The organism is uncultured Ruminococcus sp. (assembly GCF_947301925.1).
In the GTDB taxonomy this organism is placed as follows: domain Bacteria; phylum Bacillota; class Clostridia; order Oscillospirales; family Ruminococcaceae; genus Ruminococcus.
This window is the reverse complement of record NZ_CAMYUE010000005.1, coordinates 124,818-146,025: the sequence shown is the minus strand read 5'-3', so window position 1 is coordinate 146,025 and position 21,208 is coordinate 124,818. Positions and strand designations below refer to the sequence as shown.

At 41.7% G+C, this 21,208-nt stretch carries 23 protein-coding genes and 1 tRNA gene; 1 reads left to right on the top strand and 23 read right to left on the bottom strand.

What is annotated here, in order from left to right; all coding sequences use genetic code 11:
• Positions 1–2: 2 nt before the first annotated feature.
• The 7 genes from Q0Y65_RS08650 to Q0Y65_RS08620 all read right to left on the bottom strand — a co-directional run bounded on the left by Q0Y65_RS08650 (position 3) and on the right by Q0Y65_RS08620 (position 7,166).
• Positions 3–1,856 (bottom strand): VirB4 family type IV secretion system protein, encoded by a 1,854-nt coding sequence (locus tag Q0Y65_RS08650; protein ID WP_297958879.1) that lies wholly within the window; start codon positions 1,854–1,856, stop codon positions 3–5.
• Positions 1,843–2,427 carry a hypothetical protein gene (locus Q0Y65_RS08645; protein WP_297958878.1) on the bottom strand — a complete coding sequence of 195 codons (585 nt, stop codon included), beginning with the start codon at positions 2,425–2,427 and terminating at the stop codon, positions 1,843–1,845. Before Q0Y65_RS08645 ends, Q0Y65_RS08650 begins: the two co-directional genes overlap by 14 nt.
• Positions 2,408–2,698, bottom strand: a complete 291-nt coding sequence (locus Q0Y65_RS08640) for a hypothetical protein (RefSeq protein ID WP_297958877.1) — start codon at positions 2,696–2,698, stop codon at positions 2,408–2,410. Before Q0Y65_RS08640 ends, Q0Y65_RS08645 begins: the two co-directional genes overlap by 20 nt.
• A 13-nt stretch (positions 2,699–2,711) precedes the next feature.
• Entirely contained in the window at positions 2,712–3,635 is a 924-nt protein-coding gene (locus Q0Y65_RS08635) for a conjugal transfer protein TrbL family protein (RefSeq protein WP_297958876.1), read from the bottom strand.
• 1 nt (position 3,636) lies between these two features.
• Positions 3,637–3,900: a helix-turn-helix domain-containing protein gene (locus tag Q0Y65_RS08630; protein ID WP_297958875.1), complete on the bottom strand. Its 264-nt coding sequence runs from the start codon at positions 3,898–3,900 to the stop codon at positions 3,637–3,639.
• The gene (locus tag Q0Y65_RS08625; RefSeq protein WP_363293534.1) at positions 3,884–5,674 is read right to left on the bottom strand and encodes a VirD4-like conjugal transfer protein, CD1115 family; all 1,791 of its coding nucleotides are present in this window, start codon (positions 5,672–5,674) and stop codon (positions 3,884–3,886) included. Before Q0Y65_RS08625 ends, Q0Y65_RS08630 begins: the two co-directional genes overlap by 17 nt.
• A 94-nt stretch (positions 5,675–5,768) precedes the next feature.
• Positions 5,769–7,166 carry a DUF3991 and toprim domain-containing protein gene (locus Q0Y65_RS08620; RefSeq protein WP_297958874.1) on the bottom strand — a complete coding sequence of 466 codons (1,398 nt, stop codon included), beginning with the start codon at positions 7,164–7,166 and terminating at the stop codon, positions 5,769–5,771.
• Positions 7,167–7,269: 103 nt separating this feature from the next.
• On the opposite strand from Q0Y65_RS08620, the gene Q0Y65_RS08615 reads away from it, so the two are divergent.
• Entirely contained in the window at positions 7,270–8,511 is a 1,242-nt protein-coding gene (locus Q0Y65_RS08615) for an AbiH family protein (RefSeq protein ID WP_297958873.1), read from the top strand.
• Between the two features lie 120 nt (positions 8,512–8,631).
• Here the strand turns inward: Q0Y65_RS08615 and Q0Y65_RS08610 are convergent, their stop codons facing one another.
• From Q0Y65_RS08610 to Q0Y65_RS08535, 16 genes are all read right to left on the bottom strand, one after another.
• A complete protein-coding gene (locus Q0Y65_RS08610) occupies positions 8,632–8,973 on the bottom strand; it encodes a DUF3852 domain-containing protein (protein WP_297958872.1) in 342 nt (113 codons plus the stop codon).
• A 161-nt stretch (positions 8,974–9,134) separates the two neighbouring features.
• Positions 9,135–9,779 (bottom strand): hypothetical protein, encoded by a 645-nt coding sequence (locus tag Q0Y65_RS08605; protein WP_297958871.1) that lies wholly within the window; start codon positions 9,777–9,779, stop codon positions 9,135–9,137.
• The gene (locus Q0Y65_RS08600; protein ID WP_297958870.1) at positions 9,769–9,906 is read right to left on the bottom strand and encodes a CopG family transcriptional regulator; all 138 of its coding nucleotides are present in this window, start codon (positions 9,904–9,906) and stop codon (positions 9,769–9,771) included. The genes Q0Y65_RS08605 and Q0Y65_RS08600 overlap by 11 nt, the downstream gene beginning before the upstream one ends.
• A 9-nt stretch (positions 9,907–9,915) precedes the next feature.
• On the bottom strand, positions 9,916–11,313 hold the full coding sequence (locus Q0Y65_RS08595; protein ID WP_297958869.1) for a DUF3849 domain-containing protein: 1,398 nt from the start codon (positions 11,311–11,313) through the stop codon (positions 9,916–9,918).
• A complete protein-coding gene (locus Q0Y65_RS08590) occupies positions 11,310–11,519 on the bottom strand; it encodes a hypothetical protein (protein ID WP_297958868.1) in 210 nt (69 codons plus the stop codon). Before Q0Y65_RS08590 ends, Q0Y65_RS08595 begins: the two co-directional genes overlap by 4 nt.
• 2 nt (positions 11,520–11,521) lie before the next feature.
• Positions 11,522–12,343: a DNA adenine methylase gene (locus Q0Y65_RS08585; protein WP_297958911.1), complete on the bottom strand. Its 822-nt coding sequence runs from the start codon at positions 12,341–12,343 to the stop codon at positions 11,522–11,524.
• A gap of 91 nt (positions 12,344–12,434) precedes the next feature.
• Complete coding sequence (locus Q0Y65_RS08580) at positions 12,435–12,632, bottom strand: hypothetical protein (RefSeq protein WP_297958867.1); 198 nt, start codon at positions 12,630–12,632, stop codon at positions 12,435–12,437.
• A gap of 145 nt (positions 12,633–12,777) precedes the next feature.
• Positions 12,778–13,347: a hypothetical protein gene (locus Q0Y65_RS08575; RefSeq protein ID WP_297958866.1), complete on the bottom strand. Its 570-nt coding sequence runs from the start codon at positions 13,345–13,347 to the stop codon at positions 12,778–12,780.
• Positions 13,348–13,698: an LPD28 domain-containing protein gene (locus Q0Y65_RS08570; RefSeq protein WP_297958865.1), complete on the bottom strand. Its 351-nt coding sequence runs from the start codon at positions 13,696–13,698 to the stop codon at positions 13,348–13,350.
• A complete protein-coding gene (locus Q0Y65_RS08565) occupies positions 13,695–13,964 on the bottom strand; it encodes a DUF4314 domain-containing protein (protein WP_297958864.1) in 270 nt (89 codons plus the stop codon). Before Q0Y65_RS08565 ends, Q0Y65_RS08570 begins: the two co-directional genes overlap by 4 nt.
• 4 nt (positions 13,965–13,968) lie before the next feature.
• Positions 13,969–14,421, bottom strand: a complete 453-nt coding sequence (locus tag Q0Y65_RS08560; RefSeq protein ID WP_297958863.1) for a hypothetical protein — start codon at positions 14,419–14,421, stop codon at positions 13,969–13,971.
• Positions 14,422–14,434: 13 nt separating this feature from the next.
• Positions 14,435–15,448: a DUF6329 domain-containing protein gene (locus tag Q0Y65_RS08555; protein WP_297958862.1), complete on the bottom strand. Its 1,014-nt coding sequence runs from the start codon at positions 15,446–15,448 to the stop codon at positions 14,435–14,437.
• Positions 15,449–15,460: 12 nt separating this feature from the next.
• Positions 15,461–16,390: an ArdC-like ssDNA-binding domain-containing protein gene (locus Q0Y65_RS08550; RefSeq protein WP_297958861.1), complete on the bottom strand. Its 930-nt coding sequence runs from the start codon at positions 16,388–16,390 to the stop codon at positions 15,461–15,463.
• A gap of 220 nt (positions 16,391–16,610) precedes the next feature.
• On the bottom strand, positions 16,611–18,659 hold the full coding sequence (locus tag Q0Y65_RS08545) for a pentapeptide repeat-containing protein (protein WP_297958860.1): 2,049 nt from the start codon (positions 18,657–18,659) through the stop codon (positions 16,611–16,613).
• Positions 18,660–19,116: 457 nt separating this feature from the next.
• Positions 19,117–19,192: transfer RNA gene (locus Q0Y65_RS08540), tRNA-Thr, on the bottom strand.
• 805 nt (positions 19,193–19,997) lie between these two features.
• Entirely contained in the window at positions 19,998–21,098 is a 1,101-nt protein-coding gene (locus Q0Y65_RS08535; protein ID WP_297958859.1) for a M15 family metallopeptidase, read from the bottom strand.
• Between the last annotated feature and the right edge of the window lie 110 nt (positions 21,099–21,208).

The window sequence follows — 21,208 nt, the reverse complement described above, 5'->3', positions numbered from 1 at the left end:
TGTCATCTTCCTCCTGCCTTTCCGAATAAAGCCTCTTTGTACGCAGGAGCATGGACCTGTAGCAGATATCGCTCATTACCGCAGCGATAAAGACAAGTACCACGCTCAGGATGGGCGATAAGGTCATATTCAGGCTTGAGAAGCTGCACCGTGTCCATAAAATCGACAGCTGAACAGTTACCTACATTGAAGTAGAATGAATGCGTAGGGATACTGAACAGCGGTTTAGTGAACTCCTTGACTTCAGGAATAAGGAAGTCCTCTATATTCTGCGAAGCAAGTATAAATGCGGATTCCTTCTTTCGCACTCGCTTCATACCGTTTCTGATATATTCTATAGCAGTCATATTGGAAAGGAAGAGGTAAAGCTCGTCTATAGCGGCGACTGTATTGCCTTTGCCGAGAAGCTGACTGCTCATATATGATAAGATATTGAAAAGCAGAGTCCCCTTTAACTGCCTGTTGGTATCCATAATACCCTTTACACCGAAGCAGAGGAATTCTCCGTCCTTTATGTTGGTATGACCGCAGAAGTACTGAGCTTCAGCTCCCTTGCACATACTGTAAATACCGAGGCAGATATTCTGTAGCGTATCCTCAGTATAGAGATTCTTTTTTCCTCTGTCATAAGCCTTGTATTCCATTTCCGTCAGCTCATAGAGGTCCGCCATTGTCGGGTAGTCGGCAGCTGTCAGCTTGGAATAATCTGTGTTATCATCTATGCCGAATCGATTGTACAGCTTTATGAGCATTATCTCAAGAGTATCGATCTCACTGTCGGAAAAATCCTTATATGCTCTGAAAAAATCCTTGAGATATGATATATGCTGACTAAGCCTTGTTATCTTACGAAAGGTATCGGGAGCATCCGCGCTCCTGTCAGCTTCGCCGAAGGACTTGGGTTCAAGTGGATTTATCATATATTCTCCAGACATCATGTCTATGTATGTGCCGCCGAGGTTATTGCATAAGTCCTCATATTCACTTTCGGGATCGAGGCAGATAACGCTCTTGCCTGATTCACGCATATTGCAAATGAGCAGCTTCATAAGATAGCTCTTTCCCTGTCCGCTGTTGCCAAGAATAAGGATATTGCTGTTGGTCTTATCATCAGTTCGCTTGTCGAAGTCTACAAGAATATTAGATCCGTATTTATCCCTGCCTAAATAAAAGCCGTTGGGATCAGTCTTGCCACTGTAGTTCAACGGATAAAGATTTGCCGCCGAGCTTGACGGCAGTACTCGTTCATGCTGCACTCCGAATACATTATTGCCACAGGGGATAACAGACAGGAAGCCTTCTTTCTGCCTTAGTAGCAGTTTATCAAATGATATCTTTGAACGTGTAAGCTCCATCTGGATATCCGCCTGCAGTTCTTTCAGCTTTTCCTCGCTATCTGCCTTGAGCTCAATAAAAACAGCTGTATGCAGAAGTGTCTCTCTGTCCCGTTTAAGCTCCGCGATCAGATTGACGATATCATTCATGTTTTCCTCAGCCTTAACACTCTCATTGATATCGTTAGTTCCCGACATCATGTGATTCTTACGAGCTGCCTGCTGCATTATCTTTTTCTGTTCAAGGGCTGATACCAGCCTGTTATATACTCTCAGTGATACTCCGCTTCTGTCTGCGAGGTGTGAAAGCAGAGCTGTTTCCTCAGTATTTGGTGGATACTCAGTTATCGCCCATACGCTTTTGTAATAGTTACCGCAGATATAGTGATCACTATAGAACTTTACCGTTCCGGGAAGCATTCTGTCAAAGAAGTCCTTAGTTGCAATGATTTCACGCTGCTCAGGAGTCAGCTGTTTTCTTCGCCTGAATAATTTTTTGAATATGTTCTTAATTATTCTCATCTGCATTCTCCTTTAAATATTCCTCACCCTCGATATCGGATATCTCATCCGCTATAATGCTTGTTCCGAAGTATAGTCCGAGCATCCTCTTTATCTCAGGTTTTTCAAGTCTGTGAGCCGAAAATCCGTGGTCTGCAATAGCCTTGCTTATACGGTTTATGAGACTGAAAACCTGTTCTTCCTTTTCCTTGCGGAAACGATATATAAACATAAATTCTCGCGCTGTGGACATTCCCACCTGAATTTCATTGAGAAATTCAAGGTCTGCTTCAAGAAGATCCCGTACAGCCTGATTCCTTTCAATTGCAAGTCTTTTTCTGACGTAAGCCTTGTTATCGTCAAAGCATTCACAGCTGTCAAGAGCCATTATCTCAAGCTCCGGAACTACGCTGAGTACCATTGCAAGGTCATGCATCTTATTAGCGATTACTTCAGGCGGCAGCACCGATATATTAGTAGGCTCGACATGATAAAAGATGAATTCACTCTTTTCAGTCTTAACGCCGTATTTTGTGAAGGTCTGAAAACCTATGAGGCTTTGCAGGCTATTCTTATTTTTCTTTTCTGCCATTATCTTCTCCTATCTGCCAGTGAAATTCCTGCTGAGTGGTGCAGAAGAACTTTACGGCGTTTGATATATAGTCAAGTATGCAAGTGTCCTCAGCCCTTAATGTTATGAACGCATAACAGGCTGTAACAGCCATAGGCAGCGGAGTCCACAGCTTTGCGAATAGCATTACCGAAACGATAACGCCTGCACAGATAATAATAAAATCCCGAACATTCCAGAACCACAGCTTAACTGTTGCCCTGAGGTTTTCGGGATAAATGTACGTTTTCAATTGTATTTCCTCCTTATCTTCTGCCGATAGCCCTTATCATTCTTGAACCCATAGAAACTGTGCTGCTTATGCTCATCATATTTACTCTTACGCTTGTATCAAGTCCGAACATCTGAGCTATTCTCGGAACTTCATTTGCAGACAAACAGATACCTGCTGCTATTATAGGATGTTCCGAGTATGTTAGCAGACCTAAATACAGTATTGTAGTCTGTAAAAAGGCGGTCAGACAAGTGGCGATGACCTGCTTGCACCAGCCCGTGAAGCCGTCCATATATCCTCTCGGTACTGAAAACATATACAGTGAACCGACTGCTATCTGACAGAGCAGTATACCGCCTCTCTTTATATTTGCAAACACGATCTTTATTACACAGTATCCGAAAAGGATAATAAAGAACAGACTTGTAAGTGAAGTATCTGCCTTTAATGCGCTGATAACTTCAAGTCCCTCATCAGTAAGTGAAACGCTTCTGTTCTGTATAAGCGCTCCAACAAGGTCTTTGGCAAATGTATTCTGCAATGATACACAAAATGAATATAGCCGCTGAGGTACGACGGTTATCAGACTTGCCGCAAAGAAGCCTTTAAGTACATTGAGACACGTTCCCTTTATATCTGCACGTCCGTTTTCACAGCCAATAGCAGTATCGAATACTGCAACTACCAGACCGCAGGCAAATAATATCCACCCTATGTTATGGAACAGTGATATAAAGGAGTTTATCCATGCAAGATCAAATAAGTCGGCAGAGCTTTCATTTATCCATGTGAATATATCTGCAATTGCGTCATATACGGTCATGAATATCCAGTTGAACATTGCATCAAAAATACTTCTTGCTGCTTCACTCGTCAGTGTTCCAACCGTATTATCCCATGCAGAAGAAACGCCGCCGCTTATCCAGTCTATCACATCTTCTACCCAGTCAAACAAGCTATATCACCTCGATCCTGTATAGATTTGAGGAAGTACCTCCGTTATCACGCTTGCGCTGCTCAATGATAAGCAGCTTCTTTCCCTCCAATCGCTTAATTGCCTGATTCACAGTTGACCTGTGCATATTCACAGCTTTGGCAATAGTAGTCTGCGACGGGAAGCACTCTCCCTGCTTATTGGCTCTGCTGCATAAGTACTGATACACGTTTATCTCTGATGAAGAAAGCTGCAGCTTATATATCTTCTCAGGCACTATCATCATTATCACCGACCTTTTTTGTCTTTACTTTTGGTTTTGTCTCCTGCACATCGGGAAACTCATAATTCTCCACAGGAGACTCTTTCTTTTTCTGCGGATATTTCCGTTCTACAGCCCTGAAAAGCTCATCACGGGACATATATGCCACCGTTCTTGCTCCCTTATCAGGCAGCAGGAACGGTTCTTCAAAGCTGATGCCCCATTTGAAATACAGCTTCAGCGGAGATATCATAGGATGCGTTCCGGTTTTCATAACGATGAACTGACCTTTCGGCATTGATTTAAGCTCGTCTACCGTCATAAGCGCTCTGCCTATCATCTGCAGGGACTGGGAATGTTCCTTCCCCAGTGATACTGAGCCGCTTTGAACGGTCTGCTCACCAAGTGATTTCGATAATACCTCTGCACTCTGGCTGTTGGGAGCAAAGCCGCCGAAAACAGTAAGCTGCGTATTATCCGTGATTATCTCCATGCCCTCTTTTCCGTATTTCTGTTCCAACTGCGCGAAACTCTGTATTATCGCAACTATGGATATTTTTCGGCTTCGACCTGCAGAGAACATGGCTTCGATACCCTCTATTTTTGGGAAGGTACCCATCTCATCGAGATAGAACATTACTCGGTTATCAAGCGTTCCGCCTTTTTCATCTGCGATAACTAGTATCTCGCGGTATAGCTGCTGCACAAGCAGGGATACCATGAAGTATTTACTGGTATCTTCTTCGGGAAGTATGATAAAAATTGCAGATTTTTCCGAGCAGAATTTCTCCGCATCGATAGCCGTTCCGAAACAGAGAAGCTGTTCCATTTCGCTGTCGAGAAAATTATTAAGCCTCGACAGCGCAGTTGACATAACCGACAGCATTGCCTGATCTGCTGTATTAAGAGCAGCTCCTGCAAGCCATTTTGCTTTATGGTCACTGGGCAGCTTATCCATGAGCTTTGCAAAATACATAGCATACTTATCCTTTGAATTCTTCGGCGCGGACTTTTCAATAAGCTCCTGTATGAGCTTGAAAACTGAAACTATATGTCTTTCATTATTCTCTCCGAATTCTGCTAAAAGCAGTATTATCGAGCTCAACACGCCTTCAGCGGAATCGTAGAAGTAAGCGTTCTGTCCGTAGCTTGCACTGTCACCGCCGCCGATGTTAATTATTGTTTTCGCAGTTATCTTTGCGTATTTCTCAGCCTTAGCCTTCGCTGAAAGCTGAGTCCTGTCGGATAAATATATATCCATGTACTTGTTCACAAGATGCAGGATATTGTTTTCATCACTTCTTGTAGGGTTTCTCAGGTCAAGCACAGAAACATTGTAGCCATAGTATTTCCTGGCTATTTCTCCGTAATTTCGAGCCACGTCACCTTTTGTATCGCTGTTGATAAATGACATTCCGCTTGCACAGCAGAACTCGATATTCGGGTACAGAAAAAAAGCAGTTTTTCCAACGCCTGCAGCTCCTATCATCAGTGTATGAACATCGCCTGTATCGACAAGTGCAGTTGTATTATTTATTCCGCGGCAGCCTACTATAGTCCCCTGTACTTTCGGAAGAACTTCTCCCTTGCGCCATTTCTGAGGCTCGAATGGCAGAAAAGAAAAGGTCTGCCGTATTTCTGACTTTGTCGCCCACCGAGCCGTTCCGTACTGTCCGTCGCCGACTTTCTTTGACTTTATCCCGTTGATGCTCTTGTTATCGAGAACATTGGCAAAAATAATAAAGCCGATAAAAACTACAGACAGCAGTATTAAAATAACTATCTGCTTTTCACTCAAATACATCACTCCTTGTATTTCTTCTTTTGCTATTAATAATAAAATAAACTGGTATATTCAAAGCCTGTTGTCCTCGGCAACAGGGGGTGTTGTCTTAGCCGAAAGCCAGAACCGCTTCTGTTTCCGCTTCTTGTTCTTCATTCAATTCCTGTTCGTGTGCAATGTGGCATTCTTCAACTTCCACACGTATAGCCGAATCCGCAAGCTGATACAGCAGTTTCGCCGTCCGGACAGACTGCTCCCTTGTGCGTGCCGTCTGCCGAAAATCGCTCTCCACTGCCTTGAAAATATTGCTCATATCGCGCCGTTTTTGCTCTATTCTGCCCTTATCGGTATACGCCCTGTACTCTTTCCTAAGCTTCGCACAAAGCCCCTTAAAATCGCTGTTATACGCCGCCTGCTGCAAATAGAAGACCGAGCCTGTTATTGCAAGCTCGGTCATAAAAATATTGTCGCCGTTCCTATACGCCTTTCGCAGTTCATTCATAAAGCCGTAAGGGTTAAAGGTAAGCTCTCTGAGGCTTTCGGCTATCTCATAATACTTGTTTTTTCGGAAGTGTGGAACGGCAGGCAGCACGTCCTCGCCGCTTAAAGCCTTGAGCTGCTCGTTCCAGTCCTTGTATTCTGGAGCGCACCGATGTATATCGGTATATCCTTTATCCAAGAGAATATCCCTGAGCCGCTCATAACCATCGATACCGCCCTCGTCATTATCGGTACAGAAGTATATCTGACGTAAATTTTCATGGGTTTCAAGCGCACCAATCAACGGATGCTCATATACGCCGTTCAGCGTTATGTAGCTGTGTTCCTGCCAGTTATCGGGGTACAGCGTTATGAAGCTGAGCATATCAATGGGAGCTTCAAAGACATACAACTTATTTGAAGTACCGAAATGCCCAAAGCTGTATCTTGTGTCAGATCCGCCTACAGTCATTCTGAAGCTGTTTCCATAAGTTGTGGCAGAGCGTTTGCTTGCCTGTCGCGGAACGCGTTTCTCGTCCAATCCTACGAACACAACATTGTGATGCTCTTTATCCTCATAGAGAGTATGAGCCTTTGCAAAATGAGTGATTATCTCAGGAGCTATATGCCGCTGTTTTATGAGGTAAGCGTACACTCTGTGCATATCACTATTGGCTTCGGGGAGTTTGAATTCCTGTTTCTTTTCTGCTGTCTCCACTTTATGCGGAGGGCTGTGCTGCTGCGGCTCTACCGAATATCCGAGAAGGCTTTGTACAGCATCGACAAAGTTCATACCATAAAAATACTGCATGAACTTTATAGCTCCGCCGCCTGTCTGAGCCTTATGGTCGAACCAGCGGTTTCCAGACATGGTTATGCTGTCGTGCTTACCGCCACCGTCAGTATATATGAGCTTGTACTCCCGTCCTGCACGTTCAAGCTTCTCGCCGCGCATACGTAGAAATTCGGCAAGTTCTACGTTATTGGCGGTCTGCTTCTGTTCTTCTGTAAATGGTATGTATGGCATAGATCATCTCCTATTTCTCGTCAATTATTGACTTTATCTATGAAGTATATTATAATTGAATTGACATTTTAATGTTATTTTATTTCTTAAAAAGGGGATTATTATGAAAAAAATACTTATAATTGGCAATGGATTTGATAAAGCTAATGGGCTTCCAACTCAATATAATGAATTCCTTGATTTCTGCGAAAAAGCAGAGAAAATATATACAGAAGAAAACCTCGACACTTTCAATAACGAATTTAAAACAAAATATCTTGATCCATGGGGCGGAAACGATTGTTTAAAGGATTTATTAAATGATGCTTTCATTTCCAAATCATTTGCAATTTCAACCATAACTACAAAATCTACTTCTTTAAATGAACTATTTGACTGTATTAATGGGAATATATGGTATAACTACTTTAAGAATATTTCCTTGAACGGACATAACTGGATTGATTTTGAAACGGAAATAACAAAAGTAATTAAAAAATTTGATGACTTAAAAAAGAAGAAAACAAAAAGCAAAAACATCGGTTATGATATAAAAATATTAGAATACTACACCGACTTTAAGCCGAAAGATTTTGTAAATATATGGAAGTTCTCTTCAAATCCTACAATAATTCCTCATGAAACAAGAACTAACAGATCAGCTGAAGAAATTACAATAGAAGAAATAGATTGTTTTATGGATGTTTTATATAAGCATTTAAACAAAATAACAAGAGCATTGGAAATATACTTATCATCTTTTGTTTCCCAAATAAAACCAACAATCGTTCAGGATATATCCGAACAAGAATTTGATTATATACTATCGTTTAATTATACAAACACATTTGAAAAACATTATAAAAAATCCATGTCAAAAGATGCTCAAATATGCTATATACATGGTAAGGCAGATTCTTTGGCTTCAGTTGACACTTGTAATTTGGTTCTTGGTATTGATGAATATTTAAAGAAACATGAGAAAAATACGAACTTGGATTTTCTTGCATTCAAAAAATTTTATCAAAGGATCATAAAACAGACTGATAATAGCTATTCTGTTTGGCTTGATTCAATCCACGAACGTAATAAAATAGGGCCATCTTTTGCAGAAGATTTTGAATTATATATATTCGGACATTCATTGGATGTTACTGATAAGGATATTCTAAAAGATTTTATTTTAAATGATAATGTCCAGACTAAAATTTATTATTATCAGAAAAAAGCGAATGACAAAAGCAATTTCAGCAGCAAAATATCAAATCTCATAAAAATAATAAAGCAAAAAGAGCTCATAAGTAGAACAAGCGGCGGATCAAAAAATACTATAAATTTTATATTACAAAAGCCAACTCATAGTTAATCCCACTCCAATACGTAGTTACTTTCTGTATATGTCGGCAGAACCAAAATAGTAGATTCTGCCGATACATTAGAGTTCTATTATATTATTCTGTTTTTCATAATAACTATTCCAAGAGTGTCATATATTGACGATACTCCAGATATACAGCGGAGCAGTCAGCGTAAATATCAGGCAGGCAAAAATAATGGCAATTGGTGACCACTCAAGTTTTCCATGATTTCGATAGTCCATGTAAGCAAGTCCAATCTTAACAAAGAGCAGAATAGCCAGTATAACGTCGATAACAGGAAACACCACATCATCAACAACTGTCTTTATCTGTCCTTTGGCTGAGTCCCATGTACCTGATACGGCACTGGCAACGTCGCCTGCTGCATTTGCATTTAAAACCGCAAAATTCATAAACGCCATAATTGCCGCAAGTTCACAGGCAATCGTTCTTTTAATACTTTTCTTCATCGTATCAATCCTCCTTTATTTTGGCAAGGTCAGCCTTGCACTGCGTATATATGTAACAGCAGTTCCTGTGGTCATATCAGCCATTTCCATTTCGTTGTTACCCGTATGACCACAGTCGCCGCTGAATACACCTTACATTGAAGTCTGTTTTAAGCTATGCCTTACATAGCCATTGAGAAAGAGTCGTCTTCTATCTCTTCCTCTGCTTCTTCATTATCTGGTTCTTCCTGTTCTTCGCTGAAGTCCTCGTCTTCAGCTTCTTCGATATCGTCCATATCTTCGTCGAAGTCCTCATCTTCGGATTCGTCATCATCGAGTTCTTCATCCTCGTCAGGCTCCTCAATATCATCCATATCCTCGTCGAAGTCTTCGTCCTCGAATTCATCGCCATCAAATTCTTCTTCCACGTCTGGTTCTTCGATATCTTCAAGTTCTTCGCCGATAATCTCTGCCTTTTCATTGCTTACAGTTTCACCGGCGGCAGCTGCCTGAGCATTTTTAAGTTCCTGATCCCTGTTAAGCTCCGCCTCGACCAGACCGAGAACGAACTCTTTTTGTGTCATGTTGTGCTCGTGCAGATAGTCCTTTAATCTCTGGAACATTTCTTCAGGCATCTGGAATGCCATTGTTCTCATGGGACCCATATTTTTCACCTCCTGCGGCTGTATCTTCGGATGCAGCTCGTTATACAGAGCCTGTGAAACGAAATCAGCCATTGTCATTCCGTTCTGTTCAATAAACTGCTTTATCTCTGCGTGTAAGTCGGCATCTATCTTTACTGTGATACCTTTTTTCTCATCTGCCATTAATATCACTCCTTATGAATTTTCTTATCGCATTTTCAGCGAGCTCATCTGCCGTCAGCCCCTGTTCTTCGGCAGCTTTTTCGAGCTGCTCCGCAAGGGGAGACGGTATAAATACTTCTTCTTTCATTGACACCTCCTAAATCTGAGAAATGCCTTCGTCGGGTTCTTCTGCCTGTGCTTCGTTCAGTTCTTCCTGTGTCATATATATCAGTGGGTATCTGAACATCTCGGAATATTCCTTTATCTGCTCATCGGTAAGCGAAACCTCTATGCCCTCACCATACTCATTTTCCCCATTGCCGACAACCATAAATGTACCGTGAATGACTAAACTTCCTACCTTTCGGTTAGGAGCAGAATCCTTGAGAAGAAACTCCTCGTCGCAGTAGATAAGGGCATTATCATTTTCTGCAAAATACACAGGCTCGATAAGTCCGCCGACCACACTCTGCTTCGCTTTCAGCTCATCGCGGATCTCAGCTTCATACGGCTCTTTTCCGTTTTCGACGATGAGGACATTCAATATATCACTGCGGTCAGCTTTGGATATATCGAAGTCTATCTTCTGAAAGCCTACGGGATCGCAGTAATAAAAGCCCTTATCAGCACCGTCGCATATCTCGACAACATCGCTTACTGATAATGAATGCCCATAATATCCTGCAGGAAAGCTTGTATTGCAAAGGGTGAAAACTCCTTCCAGATCAGAGCAGTTGACAACTCCGCCGTATACCTGATGATATATATCGGAATCAACGCCTGCGCTTTTCATAACATTTTCATGGCTCATAAACTTGAGTTTATCTGCATCCTTGCTGTCATCTATCTGGAATACCCTTATCCGCATTTTCGGAGCAGCAAGCTGTTCAAGCCTTTTCTGCGCCCACTGCGGCAGCTGCTCGGTATCAGCTGAGCCTAAGAAGTCGCTGCGGCGGAACTGTGCTTTTTCCCCGTCGGCGAGAAATCTGCCGAATACCTTACCGCCCAGCTTATCGGGATAACAGCCGAAGCCGCTCTGTGCATAGAAATACTGAAAGAACGGTCTGCGGAACTCATCTTTGAGTGTAGTTGGTTTGAGAATAAGGAGCTTTTCGGCGTATTCCTTATCATCTGATAGACATTTATTGTTATCGAGCAGTCCGAGAGCCTTATACTGCTTCCGCACTTCTGATGTGAAGCCATCAAGTACAGCAGGGTGACTGTCTACAGCGTATCTCCGCATTTCATCTGTGGAAATATCCGTAGTTATTATCCCTTTTGCCCATTCCTTATTGGAATTTGAGAAACGTCCGTCATAGTCTTTACAGCAGATAGTTGCCGCGATTACCCACATTGTACGGTCATAGCCGCACTCGGAAAAAACCTCATTGACGCATTCGCTGTCAAGGTACATGCCATCAAAGTGCTTCCTTATAGCCTTTTCAACAGCTTCCTTGCACTCGCAGTTGGCTTTATAGCTTAACTTCCACCTTTCAAGCTCGTCCATTTCTACGGCATCGGCTCTGCTGTGTTTGTACAGAAACTCAAAGCTCATGAAGCATCGCCCTTTAATATACTGCTTATGAGGTCTGGAGGAATTTCGGGAATAACTGTTCTTCCCTCAAGCTGCTGTACTGTTACATCTTCCTCGCTGAGTGTCAGCCGTATGACATTCGTTTTATTTGCTTCGTGTATGACACCCATGATAACAATATCATCGTTATCTTCAACAAAGCCGATAGTGTGAATTATCTTTTTCATTATTAGTATCCTTCCTCGTCATCGTCAAGAAATGACAACTGACGGTTTAAATTACGCCTTTCGGACGTATCGTAATTGCTGATAAACACCTCATGATATTCAGCTCCGCTTTCATACCTGAGCGCAAGATTATTAGGTCTTACAACTTCCTCGATGTATATACCGGGGATATCCCACAGTTCCCTTATCTCAGGACAGTCATTGTATGATACAAGGAACTTTCCCTCGCATTCGAGCAGGGCATTCCTCAGCCTTATATGATCCTCTCTTGTGAAGTCCACATCTTTGTAGAAGCTCTCCGTATCATAATACGGCGGATCACAGTAGAAGAAGCTGTCAGGTCTGTCATACAGCCTGATCAGTTCTTCAAAATCCCTGTTCTCAATTGCAACTGACTGAAGCCTTTCTGCAGCTCTTTCGATAAGCGGGAACTTCTTCCACATGGAAACAGGTTTGCAGCAGTATTGGTCGGTTTTATGACCATAACTGTACTGTATGAGATAATAGAACTTCGCTGCCCTGTCAAAGTCACGGAATCTTGGAAAAAGACCTCTCCTGCGCTGCTGCACGATACAGCGAAAATCATCACGTGCATTTATCATAAACATGAGCTTGTATATGAGCTTTCTGGCGTTTCTGCGTACACAGCGATAAAGGTTGACGAGATTACTGTTGGCATCGTTAAAAATCTCAAATTTCTCAGGTGTTTTATGAAAAAGCACCCAGCCAGCACCGCCGAAAACTTCAATATACCGCCCATATTCAAGCGGAAAACGTATTATTATCTTGTCTCGGAGAGATTTCTTACCTCCCACCCATGACATGAAACTGTTCATACGCCTCCTTTCCGCCGCTTATGCGTCGGAAACAGAAAAAGCCGCCTGCATGGAACATTTCTGCTCCCGACAAGCGGCTTTAAGTATTATTTTTCTTTGCCTGTAAACAGGCTGATATCATTCCTTTCTTTGTAGTATAGTCTGCCGCCTCATTGACGGCGAAACACAGCTCGCGGTACTGCTTGCAGGAAAGAACCGTTTTCGCTCTTTTAAGCATTGACGGTACAGTTCCATTAAGTGTAACACTTGCTTTTTCGTATCTTTTGCGTGTCTGCATACGACCTCCTTCCCTCAAAGGTTATCAGGACGTATCCATATTTCATTCCTCCTTTATCGCTCCGAGATTGACAGTATTTCTGCCGAGCCGTCGCTGTTTTTGAAATATATATATTAACAGCAGCTTTTCAGCCGCTGGGATAGGTTTAGTTTGACATCTCCATGCCGAATTCCTCGTTCTCGCTATTTTCAGGGCTTACGTCAACGTATTCCATAATAATTCCAAGAGCTTTATAATAGTCGCCGCTGTGAGTGACCTTTTCGCACATTTCTTTTGCTTCTTCAGACATACCTGCCCTACGGAGTGTTTTGGCGGCAAGCCCCATTATGTTAAAGATATTGCCGTCCTCATTTTCAAGGGGACAAGGCGGCTTTTTCTTCTGTACTTCCTCGGCAAACCCACCGAGTCGATTATTGACATAATCCGTGAACCATGTACCACAGAAAAGACTATGAGTTTTTATCCGCCACGCTGCCATTTTATTTGTATCACAGGCAATGCCATCGAAAGGGAAGAAAATACAGGTAACGCCGTCATTTTTGAAAACATATCCGTTTTCAAAACGACTGCCATTAAGCAGTATACCACCCTCATTAAGCGATTCGTTGAGTCCGTCTACCCATTCCTGCAGGTCGCCGCCGCAGCCTTGAATAACAAGTCCTTCTTTGTCATTCATAGTTCGGAGCTGCGCTGTTGTTATCTTTTCTATCGCCATTTATGTCATCTCCATTCCCTCGGACTGTTCCTCAGAATAGTCCGTATTTATGAATTCATCGAGCTTTGCAGTATCTCCGAGATACCAATAATCGCCCTTATCAACGAATTTGCTATGCCAGAACTCATCCATTTCAATAGGTTCTTTACAGATGATCGTACCCCAGTGATTGACCATTACAGACGGCTTTATCTCACATATTTCGCCTGTACAGTCATCATCGTGTCTGACATCGTATGCATAAAGACCTTCGGGTACTGTGCTTCGGTCAACTCTCATATTTGTGAAAAGCACTGTCTGTCCGAAAAGCTCCATAAGCTCAAAGTCTTCCTCTGCTGCATTTACCTTCATAGCTGCATACCCATGTCAGGTGATTCAGATATATTTTCTTCCTGTGATATGACATGAAAGCTGTCAACTCCGGGAACAAGAGAAAGCCCTTGTCCGTTATCCCAATTCACCATAATGCTGCACATATCATCAACTCCCATAACAGTTCCCGTAGTACCGGGCGGTACAGGTCTGGGATCGTCAGACATACAGTCACAGCATATTCTTGTTCCTGCAGGGTAACGGCTGCGGTAGTATTCTATTTCTCTTTCACTTGGCATTCTCATAATATCAGCTCCTTTGCATGGCAGGAAATATGGGCTCTATAGCCCACCCGTTCATAAACCACAGGTAAATGATTATCCTGCCGAGTTTTCTTGTTTTTATTTGCATTTTTCTGAGACTTTCATTCGCCTGTACAACCCTTTTCTCCCACCAGGCGCAAAGCTCATCAAGCTCAGATTCCGCAAGTGTGCTGTAACATTCACAGTTAAGGCAGAGCATGAGTTTGCCGTTCTTTTCCTCAATAGCAGGAACTGCAGAATAAATTCGGCTTTCAAAGCGCTGCGGAAGAGAAACAGGGGTAAGTGCATTACAAGAACTTACATATATCTCATTCCTGCATTTCTTCTTTTCTCGCTCGATAAGGATGCGGTAATCGTCGCCGCCGTCCCACGGATTTTCGTATGGAGCTTCTCCCTTTACCATTATCGGTGAAAAGAGCTTTAGTTTTACAAATTTCATATTTTACCTCCGATCATAAAGAAAGCCCGCCGATCTCTTCATCAGCGGTCATATTCTGTGTTTCTTCTGTTGTAACTGATATTTCAGGCTGCAAAGGTATATCAAGGTCACTGACCTCGACCGATGATATATCAGGCTTTGCATTCAGTTTTTCAGCTACTGCATTCCGTATAAGTTCCTTTATATCGCCAAAATCGCAGTCAAGTTCTTTCAGAACATCTTCAATAGTGAAGTCCTTATGACCAAGATGTGCGAAGGTCGCTATCCTGTCTGCGGCACTTGATATGGTATCAAGAAGCCTTTTTTCACTTTCTGTAATAGGAGCTTTGACTGTTTTCAGTCCGCTTTGCTCCATTTCATGCTGTTCAAGCATGTTTTTTGCATGTGGAACAAATGCTGAATATTTCGGGTAATTACAGCCGTCAGCATTAATTATAACTCCATCACCGCTTGTATCATCATAGATAAGGATACAATGATTATTGTTATCTTTATCGTAATACATACAATCTTGATTTTCAGCAATAAAACTATAGCAACTGTCAGTAATATTGATAAGAGCGTCATATTCCTCATGCGGTATTGCTATTGCCTTTTCAACTATACAGTCAGCAGGCTCATAGAAGTTTGCGTTATAGTTAAGCGTAGTCCTTATGACGAGCTTATCAGTAGTTTCGAGCTCTGGCGGAGTCGTTAATTCGTTATATAGGTCTGAGATCGTTTCAGCATGGCTTTCACATATCCTGTCATACATTTTATCAGCATCTCCCTGTGAAATGTACAGCATAAGGTCATTAAGCTGTCCGATATTATCATGCAGAATTATTCTTGAAGCTATCTCCGTGTCGATCTGACTCTGGGCATAAATCTCAAGTTCATACCCGATATCATTATGATTTGAAAGATTTACTGCCTGCATTGGTACATTCAGACCGATACCTGAAAGCTGTTTTTCAAGTTTTTCGGTTTCCTTTGGCAGTGCTGTAAATAGTGTCTTTCCGTTGTTGTTTATAAGAATGCCTATCAAAAAAATTCCTCCTTACATAGCAAGACCGAGGCACTCGTCCTCGGTCTGTTCTTCTGTTTGATTTTCGGATAAAGCCTGAAGCTCTGTGTCTATGGCATCACATATCGTTCTCGCAGTCTCCTGTATCTCATTAAGGAAGCGATTGAGCTGTTCAAGCTGCTTTCCCTGACTCCATGAGGCTATATATGGGAAGCTGTAATCACTTGTATCGATACCGTATCTCGAAGCCACGATATATGCCACCGATTCAGCCTGTACTTCTTTATCGCTTCGGGAAGTATTTGCCGTTGGGAGCTTTTTATCAGGATCGTGCAGCAGGGCGTGAGCGCATTCGTGAATGGCAGTCTTAACGGCTTGTGCGCCGCTGAGATTCTCCTGTATCACTATTCGCTGTTCACCGTAGCTGTAATATCCCTTAGCTCCGCTGCTTATATTTTCGAAATCAACAGGGATTCCTGTTATATCGTGGACTGCGTTTATCACAGCTTCAACGTGTTCGTCCTCGACAGCCTCATTCAGCTCATGAACGTATTCGGGAATAGGCTCGCCGCTGGTCTGGGATACGTCAAACACATATACCTTTTTAAAGCCGATTGAGGTTTGTTCGACCTCGACCTTTTCCTTTTTCTCGCTGCCGTCAGCATTATATACTTGATTACCACTGCCGTCCCTAACAGGCTGCTCCTTGAGTTCTTTGGACTTAAAGGACATAGGGGCAAGTATGGCTATGCCTTTTTCTCCCTTGTTGATAGTCCTGCCGAGCTCTTTCCATTTGCCGAACGCCGCTACAAGGCTTGCATCTGGCTTCTGAAGCATAATGAGAATACAATTGCCTGCGGAGTAATTTGTGAACTTACTCATATATCGCAGGCATTTCTTGTAGCTGTCGGAATCGAAAACAGCCTTAACGCCGTCATCGATTTTCTTAAATAAGCTCTGCATTTCCTCACGCTTCTCAGTCTTATATTCAGCTCTCTGTTGCGGCGTGAGCTTTTTCTTCCATGCCGTATTATCGACCTCCAATCACTAAAAAAAGTATCTATATATACAAAAAAGCCGACCTTGTATGGCTTCTGTGAGAAACCAACAAAATCGGCTTTAAAATCGCTTGAAAATTCTATATTCGGTTTTTGGCTATTTTCTGAGCTGTTGTTGCTTACAATCAATAATGTAAGCTACTTCTAACTTCAACCATACCATGAGAATTCGGTTTATAATTCTTAGGAAAAATGGTCTTATAGTTGTACTTAGCATGTTGTAAATTGGTAGCTTTGAGTTTTGCATCGGTAAGATCTGCTCCCGTTAAATTAGTCATCATCAGATTGGATTTAAATAAACAGGTACATGTCAACTTTGATTCGACCAAACTTGCCTTGATTAATTTTGAATTTGATAAATTTGCTTCGTGTAAATTAACACCATTCAAATTGGCATTACATAAATCGGTATCACTCAAATCTGCTTCGCTTAAATCAGCATTACATAAAATAGCACCTCTCAAATTCGCTCCACTCAAATCAGCCCCACTTAAATTAGCATTACTCAAATCAGTATCAGTCAAATCTGCTTCTCTCAAATCGGCATCACATAAAATTGTACCTCTCAAATTTGCTCTACTCAAGTCACTACTATTCAAATTGGAGTAGCTTAAATCTGCTCCACTCAAATCTGAATTAACAAAATTTCGTCCATGCAAATCCACTTTAGTAAGATTAATCTTAGAGAGATTCTCTCCTGAATAATCTTTTTCTGGATTATTTACAACAATCTCAGATTTATATTTACTTTTCACAGCATCTGTCATTTGTAGAATGTCAAATAAGACATCCTGAAATCTTTCTTCAAGAATGCCTTCCAAAGTTTCTACTTCACGGTAAACATTTAAATAGACATCTGGCATTAATAGACGTTTTAGAAGCTCGCTTATTGGAGCACCGTCCTTAGCTTTAAATAGCTGGTCATATTTTGCTTTGTAAAATACTTTGTAGATAACAAACGCAAGTAGTTTTGTTTCAGAAATTCTATCATTACTTTTGAAACGCTCCTTATAAATAGTAAACTCATTTTCGATATCATTTAACTTACGATAATCATATACATAAAGGCAAATCTCATCAATAAAATCTTGCTCGATGGCAGTTCCAAAGCGTTTTCGTATTGTATCAGAACTATTTGTAAACCCAAGTTTGGGCAAAACCGGAATAATAATATCAAAGAACTTGTAAGGAGAGTCTTCATAGTTATATGGAATATTTTTGTTGTTCTCTATGTCTTTTTCAGAGACATCAAAAATGCGATCATTTAACAAATAAATAAATTTATAATGAATTCCGTATGTGTCATGTTGGTTTCTAAAACGATTGTTCAGCATGTTGTTTATTTGCTTAAGTTTTGTAAGAATCGGGAGACAAATATCTGAACGATAACGATCAAGATCTTCAATGATAAAAACAGGCATGCTTTTTTTCGATTTGTGTGATTTTTTCTCTGCAATCTGCTCAAAAAGATATAGGATTTCGTGAAGATGTGTATCCAAGGCTTCTGGTTCTAAGTTTTTAATATCAATCTCCGCACTAGCAGAGTAATTTTTCTCCTTACCTAACGACAATTTTGATAATTTGTAATTTTTCAGTAGACGATAAACAAAGAGAACAGAAGACAAACCTAAAAAAGCAACTATAATTCCAAATTGGAACGGAACAAAATTGAAAGTTGGCAAAAAATCTGCATCTGAAAGGAAAAAGTTTGCAACCAGTTTACCTAAACAAAGAATAGCTAAACCGCAAATCATAGAATAAACAATACTCTTTATCTTAGAACAGCGAGTTTCATTTTCTGGCACAGTGCGGAAACGACTCTTTGGTATATCAGTATGCTTACAAAGTGAAACCAACTGAACCAGTAAATCCTTTTCAAGTTTAGATTGGATTTCTTCGATACGATTTTGACACATTTCAGCCGAAAGATTTTGATTTTCATCAAAACGATAACCTAAATCACTAGCAGAAAGATAGGTAAATTTGTACTGCTTTTTGCATTCAAACGTGCGGATGAGACTGCTTTTTCCTATGCCAAGATCACCTGTTACTGCAATATTTCCGTAGGAATCATCATTAACTATCTCATCTAGCCATTCGATATATGGTTCAACACCACTTACATCATTTGCCGGTGCAAGAGATTTGAATTTTTTATGTTGTTCTGAGGACAATTAAATCACCACATTCGTAATTTTTTTTATTATATCATAGAAGACGGTATAATGTCAATTAATAGACTTATAAAAATTATGATTGATATAGAAAAAAATAATGTTCTGCTGTGGTGTTAATTTTTTCCTATGACGTATTATTGACCTCCACTCATTAAAAAAGTATCTATATATGCAAAAAAGCCGACTCTGTATGGCTTCTGTGAGAAACCAACAAAATCGGCTTTGAAATCGGTTGAAAATTCTATATTCGGTTTTTGGCTATTTTCTAAGCTTTTCCGTACTTTTATTCCTAACCGCCTTTGTATCAGCTCTCAAAACGCCTTTTGGCGCGTTCGAGTCGTATTTTTACGGTTTGGGATCTACGGTAACACATAAAAAATTTTTCTTTTTGATACGCAAAAACTCCCGAAAAATCGGGAGTTTTTGGCTTGGGATCTATTTTGTAACATAGATATGGAGCTTGTGACGGGACTCGAACCTGCGACCTGCTCATTACGAATGAGCTGCACTACCAACTGTGCTACACAAGCATATTAAATTTTTGAATTTGTAAGGTACTGCACGGTTGTCGCTTTATAATCAGTCTGCGACCTGCTCATTGTCGGTCAGAAATAAGTCGCACTGCTCGCATACGCTCCCATTACTCCATATTTCTTTCCTTCGCGAACTCCCTTTATCTGCCGCTGGCAGCGGTCGTCCGCTCAGCAAATTCGCTGCACTACCAGCTGTGCTGCACAAGCATTCTGAACTCAACAGTATAATTATACATTATCGGCAGAAAAAAGTCAATAGCCAGACAAGAAATTTCAGGACATAAAAAACGGTGACCTCAGTCACCGCTTTTTTAAGAACACACTTTTTTGCTTTCGGTTAATGGAACGGCTTGGGATCATCACTGAACCGAAGCCGCAGACGTCAAGGTATACGCGAACCGCTCATTGTTATAAAGCCTCATAACAATGCAGCGGCAGCTAATCGCTCCTTGCGTATGCGCTGTCCGGACCGCAGTCATGGGGGACTGCAAAGCCGCAGCAGACAGCTCTGTATAAAAATAATGCTTTTCCCATGGGATAATCCCTCCTATCATTTTATGAGTTCTTTATAACTTTGAACAAGTTCCGTTGAACCTTTGACATAGGTATTATATCACAAAAAAACATAATTGTCAAGCTTTTGGAGCGTTTTTCTTCAGATCTGCTTTGAGGCTATAAAAGGCTGTTTGACGCATGATTGTTAGCGAACGATAACAAAAAAGCGCACAACCCATACATAAAAAACCTGCAAGCACTCAATACTCATGCTTGCAGGCTGAAGTTCATATCCGGTATAACAGACTTACTGATCGTCGCTGTCCTCGGAGCTATCGTCCTCGCTGTCTGTATCATTTTCCGCGTCCTCAAAAGCCTTTGTGGGAGCCTCCTCCACTACAGGCTTCTGACCCTTATAAACGGTAACGATAAAGCCGTCCACGTTATTTCCCGAGATCTCATACCTTGTACCTGTGGGAACAGGTACATTGGTCTTTTCTGCGCCGTCGTCGGAGGCTACGAAATACACCTCATAGTCATTGCCGTTGTTATCGGAGAAATCAAGGTGCTGACCGTCGTAGGGGTGCTCGCGTATAATGTCGATGTACTCCTCAAGGCAGAGATCCTTGCTGTCCATATAATAGGCATGGGGAATGCCCACATAGCGGAAATGCCAGGGCTCGTCCTGTATTTTTGTAATCTTCTCCTTAGCGGCGGTATAGCGCACTATAAAGCCGTACTTGAAGCAGTTTGCGTTGAGCCACTCAAAATCGCCCTTGCCTGTGTAGTCATAGTTCTCAGTCTCCGAGAAGTCGAAGGCAAGACCTGTTTCGTGCTCGCTGAAGCCCGGCTTTGCCACCTTGGTGGAGTCGTCGCTTCCGTTCTGCGCAAGGTCGTTCTCATAAAGCTGCTGCTGGAACTCGGTATCTCTGTACGAACCGTATATTATAAGGGTATCGTTGTTGTACTTATCGTAGAAGTCCTGTATCATCTGAGCCATTGGCTCATATACCTGTCTGAGAATGGTATAGGTGGAGTCCACCGCGGTAAAGCAGGTGCGCTCGTTCTCGTAGTTCATATCGGTGATGCTGACAAGGTCCTCATCTCCGCCGAAGTACTGATGCTCCTCATTAACGAGGATAAGGTCGCCGCGGAACTTGTCCTTTGTATCCACCTGATGGGACTCATATATAGTCTGATTCGGGTCGATATTGACATTATCCGTAGGTGTTGTGACCTCAATATCCGTCTGATCGAAGTAAGATGACGAGGTCACTTCCTTCATATTGGAAAATGTATTCTTTACAAAGAAGCCGCAGGTGCCCACGATCACGAGGCTGATGACAACTTCCGTCATGGTCTTGGCACGCCTTATGCTCATTTCCTTGCTTATCTTCTGTTTTGACATATTTTTGCTCCAATCCGCTGTAGAAACAGCTGCAAATAGGGAGTCTGAGACTCCGTTCTCTTTTGTTCCTTTTCTCTCTCTTTATGTTATTATTGTCCGCTGTGCGGAAC